This is a genomic window from Bartonella sp. AP72JLCBS (assembly GCF_042195705.1).
Taxonomy (GTDB): Bacteria; Pseudomonadota; Alphaproteobacteria; order Rhizobiales; family Rhizobiaceae; genus Bartonella.
This window is the reverse complement of record NZ_JBHIOU010000006.1, coordinates 1-13,174: the sequence shown is the minus strand read 5'-3', so window position 1 is coordinate 13,174 and position 13,174 is coordinate 1. Positions and strand designations below refer to the sequence as shown.

3 protein-coding genes are annotated in these 13,174 nt (G+C 39.4%); all 3 read left to right on the top strand.

Annotation, left to right across the window (positions count from 1 at the left end; all coding sequences use genetic code 11):
- The first annotated feature begins 371 nt into the window (after positions 1 to 371).
- Complete coding sequence (locus tag ACFILO_RS04470; protein ID WP_404977283.1) at positions 372 to 3,752, top strand: autotransporter outer membrane beta-barrel domain-containing protein; 3,381 nt, start codon at positions 372 to 374, stop codon at positions 3,750 to 3,752.
- Positions 3,753 to 4,379: 627 nt separating this feature from the next.
- A complete protein-coding gene (locus ACFILO_RS04465) occupies positions 4,380 to 9,638 on the top strand; it encodes an autotransporter outer membrane beta-barrel domain-containing protein (RefSeq protein ID WP_375677909.1) in 5,259 nt (1,752 codons plus the stop codon).
- Between the two features lie 651 nt (positions 9,639 to 10,289).
- Positions 10,290 to 13,174, top strand: a 2,885-nt coding sequence (locus tag ACFILO_RS04460) for an autotransporter outer membrane beta-barrel domain-containing protein (RefSeq protein WP_375677908.1), incomplete at its 3' end; no start/stop codon positions are given.

Sequence of the window (13,174 nt, the reverse complement as noted above, 5' to 3'; positions counted from 1 at the left end):
ATGTGGCTCTAACTGTCACAGATGTGGCTCCAAGTGACGACTATATATCGTCTGGTGTATTTTCTGTTGGTGAAGGCAGTGTAATTGAATTACTTGGAAATACAACTATTAGTAATAGTGCACTCGGGCTTCAAGCACTAAACGATGGTGCAATCAAGATGACTGGAGGAGCCATTAAAACTTCTCTAGTTGGTGCTGGCTTCTTAAACAGTAACAACAGCGAAAACAAGCTAGAAGGTGTAAAGATATCGAATAGTAAAGACGATGCGTTACTGAACTTTGGAATAAAAGCAGATAAAAGTACCGTCACTTTAAAAGATGTAACCGTCATGCAAGCAACCAATGCCTTAGTTGCAGATGATCACTCGACAATAACAATCTCAGGAGGATCATTTCATGCACAAAATACAACAATATCTGTTCAAAACGGCAGCGCCATCACTTTAACCAACAATGCAAACATTACATCATCTGATAACATTGGACTCTATGCAAATAGTTCAAACTCCACCATCAGCATGACGGGAGGAACCGTCACGGGGAAAGGTAATGCATTGGTTGCTGAAAATGGTGGACATATTACGGTCACAAATGTGTCTCTAAATGTTACAGATGTATCTCTAGGTGACGAAGATATATCGTCTGGTGTATTTTCTAATGGCGAAGGCAGTGTAGTTGAATTGCTTGAAGGAACAACGATTAGTAATAGTGAAATTGGACTTACAACAAACGATGGTGGCGCAATAAAAATGACTGGAGGGACCATTAAAACTTCTCTAGTTGGTGCCGGCTTTTTAAACAGTAACAGCGGTGAAAACAAGCTGGAAGGTGTGAAGATATCGAATAATAAAGACGATGCGTTACTGAACTTTGGAATAAAAGCAGATAAAAGTACCGTCACTTTAAAAGATGTAACAGTGACTCAAGCAGCCGCCAGTATAGTTGCAAATAACCACTCAACAATAACGGTCTCAGGAGGATCATTTAGTGGACGTGATGTAGGAGGAAGCGCCGAAACCAGCAGTACGATTATCTTAAAAAACAATGCTAACATTACATCATCTAATGGCGAAGGACTCCTTGCAGACGGTTCAGGATCTAAGATCATAATGACGGGAGGATCCGTAGCCGCGAACAAAACAGCGTTATTCGCAATCAACGGAGGGCATATTGATGCCACAGATGTTGCTCTAACAACAGAGGGAAAAGGAAGCGGTGCATTTGTAAGTGGCAATGACAGCACAATTCAATTGCATGGTGATACAATAATTAACAATACTTTGGGCGGCCTTGGAGCAGTTAACGGTGGTAAAATCATTAGCGAAAACTTATCGATAATCGGTGGTGAAGCACTTGAAGGCCCCGACAACGAGCGCACTGGTATATGGACATCGGACTCTGGTAGTGAAGTTAGGTTAATGGGCAAAACAACCATTCAAAATGTTGATGAAGGTTTTTATGCAGACGGTGGAAGTAAAATCATTAGCGGAGATTTAACAATAACTGGTGGTGAAAGTAAACAACAAACCGTTGCTGTAAACGTTGCGGAGTCTGATAGTGCAATCGAATTAAATGGTAAAACAATCATTCAAAATTTTGATGTTGGTCTTTTTGCAGGAAATAATAGCACAATTAAGATGACGAATGGTTATATTGGAGCAGCAGAGAATACAATAAAAAATAAAATAGAAGCAAAAAAAGTTGCACTATGGGCGGCATTTAACGGACATATTGATGTCGTGAATACTTCTATGATAGCAGGAGTTGCTGGTTTGCAATTTATAGCTCTCTCTAATCCTGATCTAGATTATCCAGATGATCCACAAAAACGTAAAAGCAGTGAAATCAATTTAACCAATGCAGATATTCACGTTGAAAATGGCACAGGAATTTTTGTTGGAGCTTTTACTAACACAAACATGGAAGATATTCCAACTTTATCAATCGGTACAGCAAATCTCAAAAATTCAGAAATCCATGCTGATGTATTGTTAGGAGATGGTCTTTTCGAAGATCCAAAATCTTGGAAAAATGACAATTATTGGAACAATAAAGAGGTTAAAGCGATCTCCAATGGCACCTTCACCTTAAGCGCTGATCATTCAACTTTAGAAGGCAGAGCAAATATTTCTAAAGACAGAAATGTACGTTTTGATCTGAAAAACAAGACAACATGGACACTAAAGACCAGTACAAAAGAAAAAGATGATGATGGCAATCTGCTTGATATCGCTCAAAGATCTCGTTCTGATATTTCCACGCTTAATCTCGATAACAGCTCTATTGTTTTTGATGGACTGGTAGAAGATCATTATCACACATTGCATATAGGATCTGGTAAACCAGACACGCAAGAAGTCTACAACGCCTCTGGTGACGCAAAGATTTACTTCAACATTGCTTGGAGTGATGGCGTAGCAAGTGCCGATCAAAAAACCGATAGACTTCTGATCCACGGTGATGTCTCAGGCTCCACAACAGTTTATATCAAAAGCGATTCAGGAGATGAAAGTAGTGTAGTCAATGCTGCTGATCCTTCCAATATAGGTGGCCTCTCGCTCATTCAAGTATCTGGAAAAGCACAAGAAGACTCTTTCAAACTCGTAAATGGCTATACCACAAGAAATCGTTTGCCTTATAAATATAAGCTAACGGCCTATGGACCAGAGTCAAGCCACGGTACAGCCGATGTTGCACAAAGCCTCTTTGATGAGAAGAATGAAAATTTCTGGGATTTCCGCTTACATAAAGAAATTCTTGAAACAGATTCTGGTTCTGGTCCAAGTGTGATCGTCCCTGTAGCACAAACGGCCAATTACTTAGTCATGCCAAATGCTCTCTTCTACAGTGGATTAACCGATATGGCTAAACAAAACGCGCTTTTAGCCAATATCAGAACATCTGTCTTAGGAAAAGAAGAGGAAAAACAAACCGGTTTCTTCCTCTATACTTACGGAAACACAGGAACCTTATCTTCTGAACGCGGACCTCTCAAATATGGTTATGGTGCTGATATCCGCTATGCTGCTCTCCAAGCCGGAGTCACATTCGCGGCATTAGAAGGACAAAATACCACAACACATTTCGGTCTTGTAGGCACCTATGGGCGGCTGTCTTTCACTCCAAAGGACATAGCGGATGCCAGTAAGAGCACATTGGATAAATGGTCACTAACAGCTTATGGCAGCGTGCAGCATGACAATGGTTTCTATATGGATACACTGTTATCCTATGGAATTCTAAAAGGAGATATCGGCAATGCTATCATTGGCAAAACCGCAAAATTGCAAAATGCCAAAATGTTTAGTATCTCCACCACTGTTGGCAAAGAGTTTGCAACCGGAATGGAGAGTTTAACATTTGAGCCGCAAGCACAAATTGCCTATCAACATTTGATGTTTAATACCATTGAAGATGCTGATAATTTTACCGTTGATATGAAAAATCCTTCTCAATGGTTGATCCGTGTTGGTGGACGTTTGACAAAAACTATTTCCACTGAAAACAACCGTCCAATGTCTTTCTATGGAAAAGTAAACTTGATCAAAACCTTTGGTGATAATGGTACCATTCATATTGGTAGAAACTTTGACCTTGATCCTATGGGACCTGCAATTGAAGGCGGCGTTGGCATCAATGCGCAACTGTCTCACAATTTCTCCCTTCATGGTGATGTAAGCTATCAGCAAAAGCTTCAAAAAACTGGTATCTCTGGAGCAAGCTTTTCAGGTGGCATGCGCTATCAATTTTAAATCAAGGCTGTAAAAATAGCCTATTCATTCTATTCAATTTAACAAAAGGGCAGCACAATATGCTGCCTTTTTATCTCTCCCCTATTCTTTTCTACCAATACACACCGCCAACATTTTTCTTTAAGAAAATTAGTTAAAAAACTCAAGACAATAAAATATCGCGCTTTTAACTAGTAAAAATATCCCTTGAAAAAACTAAAAGTCGATTGAAAAATCAATGAGCGCTATTTTATCATAACCGTGTTAAAGAAAAACATGAAAGCTATGGTATCATCTTTGGTTTCATGATGTTGGAAGAGATCCCTATCAGGCTCAAGTATACAGTTTTTTGAAATTTTCTTGCCTATTTCTTTTCTTTAAGCATAAGCAACAAGTTTTATGCAAACATAACACATATCTTGAATAGAAAAACTTATAATACTTACATAATATTAACATAATGTATTCATTTAATACTAAATGAATTTAAATATAATACATTATATGCTAAATGTATAAGTTAATTTATACTTTACACAAAAATAAAAATATCCTATTCACGTTCCATCTCTAAAATATCCATCCATTTGATATCCTTCTTATAAGCGGGGGAAGAGTGTGTGGCTCTTATAAGTTAGGAAAATCTTGATGTGTAAAAAATCCCTTTTATGCTGCACAGCTGTCATAGCTGTCATGCTATTCAACACCCATCTCAATGTATATGCTGAAACTCTTGAAGTTTCCGGCGAGAAAAAAGAAGTATCTAACACAACGTATGAGATTATTAATGCGAAAGACAACGGGAAAATCACCGGCACACATTTAACTGTGGTTGGGAATAAAGACACGGATATTTATGCTGTAACAGCTGACGGTCTTGGCAGTGCGATTACATTACTGCAAGACACAGCCATTAAAGGAACTGATTTTGACATTCGTCTTGGTCTTAATGCAAAAGATGGTGCTACAATCAAAATGACTGGAGGCATTATTACGGTTTCTGAAATTGGCGCTTTCTTCGAAAACAGTATGAATGATAAAAATAAGCTGGAAGGTGTAACAATATCAAGCGGTAAAGATGGCCACTTCATGGACAAGGGAATAAATGCCGACAACAAAAGCAAAGTTACTTTAGAAAACGTAACAGTTACGCAAGCAAACACCAGTATATTTGCAAATGATCATTCTGAAGTAACGATTTTAGGAGGAGAATTTGATGGAGAACTCAAAGGAATATCTGCTACGGAAGGCAGCGCTATTACTTTAACCTATAGTGAATTAGCCGATAATAAAAAAGGCAGTGTTCAAGTTACATCATCTCATGGTGACGGACTCTATGCAAATGGTGCACAATCCACAATCACAATGATAGGAGGATCAGTCACTGGAGAAAATACAGCATTACTTGCAGAAAATGGCGGACATATTGACGTCACAGATGTTACTTTAAAAAAAGATGGCACCGGAATCGGTGCAATAGCTAATGATGTTGACAGCACAATTGAACTACACGGAAATACGGTAATTAATGACGCTGTAATTGGGCTTTATGCAACAAACGGTAGCACAATCACAATGACTGGAGGAACCATTACGGCTTTTGAAACTGGTGCGTTCTTCAATGAGAGCAAAAGCGATAAAAACAAATTAGAAAATGTAACCATTACTTATGCAAATACCAGCATAAGTGATCAAGACAAGCTAGAAAGTGTGAAAACATCGGACAATGAATTAGACCCTGGATGGGAAAGTGAATTAGAAAATGAAAAAGAAGAGTTTTTATACACAGGAATAACGGCCTTTGCCGGAAGTCATCTCACTTTAGAAAATGTAACCATTACGCAAGCAGACACCAGCATATCGGCAGAAGATGGTTCACAAGTAACGATATTAGGAGGAGCATTTGATGGAGAACACACAGGGCTATACGTAATGAACGGCAGCTTCATTACTTTAGCCAATAGTAAAGAAGGCAGCGTTCAAGTTACATCATCTGATGGTGATGGACTCTATGCAGACGGTTTATTCTCTACAATCATAATGATGGGAGGGACAGTGACTGCGGGAAATAGAGCATTATTTGCACAAAAAGGTGGATATATTAAGGTCACAGATGTTGCTCTAACAACGATGGACGGAAACGGATACGGGGCAGCTTCCACCGATCCTTACAGCTTTATTGAATTGGATGGAGAGACAACGATTACTAATGCTATAAATGGACTTGATGCGGAAAACAGTGGTGTCATCATAATGACGGGAGGAGCTGTAACTGCAAAAAGCGCAGCATTGTTTACCATGAACGGTGGATATATTAAGATCACAGATGTTGCTCTAACAACGATGGACGGAAACGGATACGGTGCAGCTTCCACCGATCCTGAAAGCTTAATTGAATTGGATGGGAAGACAACAATTAATAATGCTCTCATCGGACTTTATACAGAAAATAGTGGTACTATCTCAATGGCGGGTGGAACTGTAACTGGGAAAAGCGCGGCAGTACTTACAAAAAGCGGTGGACATATTAAGGTCACAGATGTTGCTCTAACAACAATGGATGGCAACGGATACGGGGCAGCTACCAGCGATCCTAACAGCTTGATTGAATTGCATGGAAAGACAACAATTAATAATGCTTTCATCGGACTTTATACAGAAAATAGTGGTACTATCACAATGGCGGATGGAACTGTAACCGCAACAAACATGGCACTGTTTGCAGCAAACGGTGGACATATTAAGGTCACAGATGTTGCTCTAACAACAATGGATGGCAACGGATACGGTGCAGCTACCACTGATCCTGACAGCTTGATTGAATTATATGGAAAGACAATAATTGATAATGCTTTCATCGGGCTTAATACAGAAAATAGTGGTACTATCACAATGGCGGGTGGAACTGTAACCGCAACAAACATGGCATTGCTTGCAAAAAGCGGGGGACATATTAAGCTCACAGATGTTGCTCTAACAACGATGTATGGTAACGGATACGGAGCAGCTACCTCCGATCCTGAAAGCTTGATTGAATTGCATGGAAAGACAACGATTAATAATGCTTTCATCGGACTTTATACAGAAAATAGTGGTACTATCACAATGGCAGGTGGAACTGTAACCGCAACAAACATGGCATTGCTTGCAAAAAGCGGGGGACATATTAAGCTCACAGATGTTGCTCTAACAACGATGTATGGTAACGGATACGGAGCAGCTACCTCCGATCCTGAAAGCTTGATTGAATTGCATGGAAAGACAACGATTAATAATGCTTTCATCGGGCTCAATGCAGAAAACAGTGGTGCAATCACAATGACGGGAGGAACTGTAACCGCTGCAAACATGGCATTGCTTGCAAAAAGCGGTGGGCATATTAAAGTCACAGATGTTGCTCTAACAACAATAAATGGTAACTATGGCGCAGCTACCACCGATCCTGATAGCTTGATCGAATTGCATGGAAAGACAACAATTAATAATGCTTTCATCGGGCTTAATGCAGAAAATAGTGGTGCAATCACAATGACGGGAGGAACTGTAACCGCTGCAAACATGGCAGTGTTTGCAAAAAACGGTGGGCATATTAAGGTCACAGATGTTGCTCTAACAACGATGTATGGTAACGGATACGGTGCAGCTACCACCGATCCTAATAGCTTGATTGAATTGTATGGGAAGACAACTATTGATAATGCTGTAACCGGACTTGATGCAGAAAATAGTGGCACAATCATAATGACTGGGGGAACAGTAACTGCGACAACCATGGCATTGTTCGCAATGAATGGTGGACATATTAAGGTCACAGACGTTGCTCTAACAACAATGGATGGCAACGGATACGGTGCAGCTGCCAGCAATCCTTACAGCTTAATTGAATTGCATGGAAATACAGCGATTAGCAATACTTTCATCGGACTTTATGCAGAAAACGGTGGCACAATTAAAATGAATGGAGGGACCGTAGCAGCAAAAGGATCAGCATTTGTTGTAAAAAATAGCGGATATATTGATGTAACAAATGTTTCTGCAACAGCAGAAAACAGTGGCATAATATTTGATAAATCCGAGGACGATAACGCCTTAGAAATCAACTTGACAAATACAAAGATTCGCACTGAAAATAGCATTGGAATTAACGCAGACCAATCAATCGGTATAGCCAATCTCAAAAATTCAGAAATCAGTGCCGATATTTTATTAGCAGCAAAAGCTTCAACTAAAGAAAATAATTTTGCTTTTACATTAAATGCTAATCACTCGGTATTAAAGGGAAGAGCAAAAATTGCAGAAAACAGAACCGTACGCTTTGATTTGACAAACAAGACAACATGGATATTGAAAACCAGTACAAAAGAAACCGATGATGACGGAAAACTGCTTGCTATTGCTCAAAGGTCACGTTCTGATATTTCTGTGCTCAATCTTAATGATAGTTCTATTGTTTTTAATGGACCGGTAGAAGATCATTATCATACATTGCATGTAGGATCTGGAATACCAACCACTCTAGCAGTCTATAATGCCTTTGGTGAGGCAGAAATTCATTTCAACGCTATATGGAGTGATGGTGTTGCAATAGATGCACAAAAAACCGATAGGCTTCTCATTCACGGTGATGTAGCAGGCACCACAACAGTTTATGTCAAAAGTGTTTCAGGGGATAAAGAGAGTGTAGAAAATGCTTCTCCTCCTTCAAATATAGGTGGACTTTCACTTATTCAAGTTTCTGGAGAAGCAAAAGAAGACTCCTTTAAATTGAAAAATGGCTATACCACCATAGGAGGAACTCCTTATAAATATACGCTGACTGCCTATGGACCAGTCTCAAGCTATGGCAAAGCCAATGCTAACCAAAACTTATTCGATGAAAAGGATAAAGATTTCTGGGATTTCCGTTTGCAGCCTGAATTTTTTGACCCCGATTCAAAAGTAAGAGCAGTTGTACCACAAATGGCAAGCTATTTGGTTATGCCAAATGCCCTCTTTTATACTGGATTGGCCGATATGGCCAAGCAAAATGCACTTTTAGCCAATATGAGAACAACAGTCTTGGGAGAGCAGAAAAATCTAAAAAACAGTTTCTTCCTCTCTACCTATGGGGGTACAGGAACCTTATCCTCGAAACGCAGTCCCCTTAAATATGGTTATGGTGCTGATATTCGCTACGCCGCTATACAAGGTGGGGTTGCATTGACTACGTTAGAAGGGCACAGCACTACTACACATCTTGGTCTTTTAGGCACCTATGGGCGGCTGTCTTTCACTCCAAAAGAGATGCAGGATGCAAGTAAAAGCACCCTAGATAAATGGTCTCTCACTGCCTATGGTAGTGTACAACATGACAGTGGTTTCTATATCGATACGCTTTTATCCTATGGGATAATAAAGGGCGATATCACCAATGCTATCATTAGTAAAACCGCGAAATTGAACAATGTAAAAATGTTGAGTATTTCCACCACCATTGGCAAACAATTTTCTACCGGAATGGAAGGTTTAACCTTCGAGCCCCAAATACAACTTGCTTATCAACATTTGATGTTTGATACCATTGAAGATGCTGATAATTTAAAAATTGATATGAACAATCCTTCTCAATGGTTGATCCGTGTTGGTGGACGTTTAACCAAAACCATTATGACCACTGAAAATGGTCCTGCCATTTCCTTCTATGGAAAAGCAAACTTGATCAAAACCTTTGGTGATGATGGTACCATCCAGATTGGCAGAGATTTTGACCTTGATCCCATGGGAACAGCAATTGAGGGCGGCGTTGGCATCAATGCACAACTGTCTCACAATTTCTCTCTTTACGGTGATGTAAGCTATCGACAAAAGCTTCAGAAAACTGGTATAAGTGGTGCAAGCTTTTCAGGTGGCATACGCTATCAGTTTTAAATCAAGGCTGTAAAAATAGCCTATTCATTCTATTCAATTTAATAAAAAGGGCAGCACAATATGCTGCCCTTTTTGTACATTAAAGTCATCCTTTTTCCTTTTAAAGCACCCTTCCCTCTTTATACTTAGTTCTTTACGAAAATCTCCAAGACAAGACACAACAAACGCAACAGAGCACTTCCATCCCCAGTGGATGAAGAGTACTTCCTACTTTGAAAAAAAGAGAAGTCTATTAGAAATAAATTAATACCACTGTGTTGAAAGATGAAAGCCCACTTTAAGCCCAAGTAAGTTAGCTTTTTTACTAGCTTCTTCTACATCCTTTTTTGTTCCCTCATAACCCCAATTTGCGTCATATAATAATCCCTACCATCACGTAAAAGATGTTATGGTACCACTATATCAGTAGCTCACAATATTTCTCTGAATAATAATATTCAAAATTATAATTCTTTAAATAAAATCCATTATAAATACATTTTGTATTATACATAATTAATATCAATTATTTTTTAATTTTGACAAAAAACCAAAAATGTCTTACCAAATTAAAGACAATTACTGAAAGTAATAACAACTATCCATTTTCACTTCTTCTTATGAAGTTCGCGGGGAAATGAATATTTTGGGGCTCTCATAAGGAGAATACTAGTGTATAAAACATCCCTTTTATCATGTACGGCTGCAGCCGCTATTATCCTGTTCAACATCCAGTTCAGTGCACATGCTGAAACCCTCGTAGTTTCTGAGGGAAAACAACAAGAAGTATCCGATAAAACCTACGAAACTATTCACGCAAAAGACGGTGGCAAAATCATTGGAAAACATTTAACCATTGTTACGAATAAAGATATAAACCAAGGCACAAACCAAACCGTCTATGCTGTAACAGCAGAAGGTGCTAACAGTGCGATTGAGTTACTGGATGGCACAATCATTAAAGGCACTGGTTCTGGTATTTTCTTAGGCCTTGAAGCCAAAGACGGTGCTACACTTCAAATGACTAAGGGAACAATTACATATTCTGGAATGGAGGCCTCCTCATCTGGCATTTTATCTAGCACTGGTGCTTCCTTTTCTGACAGTAAGAGTAAAAAAAACAAGCTGGAAGACGTAGTAATATCGAGTGAAAACGATAACAGTTCACTATCCTTAGGAATAAGTGCTAAAAACAGCACAGTAACCTTGAACAATGTAACCGTTACTCAAGCACTAACAGGCATATCTGCAGATGATCACTCGACAATAACAATCTCTGGAGGATCATTTCGTGCAAAAAATACAGCAATATCTGCTCAAAATGGCAGCATCATTACTTTAAACAACAATGTTACAGTCGCATCACCTAATGGTACTGGACTCCATGCAGATGGTATAGAATCCAAGATCACAATGAAAGGAGGGGCTGTCATAGGAGGAAGTTTGAATGGACATGAAAACGCATTACTTACAAAAAATGGTGGACGTATTGAAATTACGGATGTTACTCTAACAACCGATAACTTCGGAAACGGTGCACTTGCACTTGGTTCTGATAGCATAGTTGAATTAAAAGGCAATACAAAGATTAACAATGCTTTGAACGGTCTTGGAGCATTTGATGGTGGTAAAATCACCAGCGAAAATTTAACACTCATCGGTTCTGGAGCAAAAGAAGAAAGCACTGGTGTAGGAGTTGACCTGCCTAACAGCAAGATCGAACTAAATGGAAAAACAACCATTGAAAAATTCACACATGGGCTTGAGGCACGAAATGGTGGACAGATTGATGTCACGGATATAGCTTTAACAACGAATGACGCGGGAACCGGTGCACTTGCACTTGGTCCTGATAGCAGAATTGAATTGCATGGAACGGCAACGATTAATAATATTTTGAAGGGTCTTAGAGCAATAAATGGTGGCAAAATTACCAGCGAAAATTTAACAGTAGTCGGTGGTAAAGCAATTAATGAAAATCTCGGCAAAATAAGCACTGGTGTACGGACAGAGGATTCTGGTAGTGAAATTCAGTTAACCGGCAAAACAACCATTCAAAATGTCGATGAAGGTTTTTATGCAGACGGTGGAAGTCAAATCATTAGCGGAGATTTAACAATAACCGGTGGTGAGTCCGAAGCAGCAACCGTTGGTGTAAACATTTGGGATGCCGATAGTATAGTTGAATTCAATGGCAAAACAACCATTCAAAATGTTGATGTTGGTCTTTTTGTCATTGAAGGTAGCACAATTAAAACGAGCAATCGTGCTATTGATACTAATTCTAAAAGCCTAGATACCCAATCCGATACTCCTCAGAAGGGGAAGAAAAATACAATAGAAGCAAAAATGGCTGCACTGGTTGTAATAAATGGCGGACATATTGATCTGACAGATGTTTCTGCCACAGCAGAAGTTGCCGGTTTACAATTCGCAACTTTCTCCGATAATAATCCGAATAGCTCGCATGATCCACAAAAATATCATAGTAATGAGATCAATCTGACCAATGCAGAGCTTCATGCTGAAAATGGTACAGGAATTTTCGTTAGAACTGTTGTTGAAAAAAGCATCGAAGATGCTGCTGCTCCATCAATCGGCACAGTCAATCTTAAAAAATCAGAAGTCCATGCTGACGTATTATTAGGAGATGGTATTTTTTGGGACAAAACATCATGGAAAGATAAAGATTTGTGGGATGGTAAAGAGGTTAAAACGATCTCCAACGGCACCTTCACATTAAGCGCAGATCAGTCTATTTTAGAGGGCAGAGCAAATATTGCTAAAGACAGAAATGTGCACTTTGATCTAAAAAACAATACAACATGGACGTTGAAAATTAGCAAAAACGAAAAAGATGATGATGGCAATCTCCTTGATATCGCTCAAAGATCTCGTTCTGATATTTCCACGCTTAATCTCGATAACAGCTCCATTATCTTTAATGGACCAACAGAAGATCATTACCAAACATTGCATATAGGTTCTGGTAAACCAGACACGCAAGAAGTCTACAATGCAACGGGTGATGCAAAGATTTACTTCAACACGGCTTGGAGTGATGGTGCTGCAATAAATGACCAAAAAACCGATAGGCTTTTGATCCATGGGGATGTCTCTGGCAACACATCAGTTTATGTCACGGGGCGCTTAGAAGAGAACAATATCGAAGCAAATACCTCTGCTGCTGCCAATGTCCGGGGTCTTTCACTTATTCAAGTTTCTGGAAAAGCAGAAGAAAACTCTTTCAAACTGGTAAATGGCTATACCACAAGAGGTGGCTTACCGGATATGTATACACTACGTGCCTATGGACCAGACTCAAGCCAAGGAAAAGCCGATATTGCGCAAAACCTCTTTGATGAAAAGAATGAAAATTTCTGGGATTTCCGTTTGCAACCCGAACTGCTTGGCTCCAATTCTGGTTCAAATCCTGATCCTGAAACAAATATCCCTACCGTTGCCCCTGTACCACAAACAGCAAGCTATTTGGTCATGCCAAATGCTCTCTTCTACAGTGGATTAACCGATATGGCTAAACAAAACGCGCTTTTAGC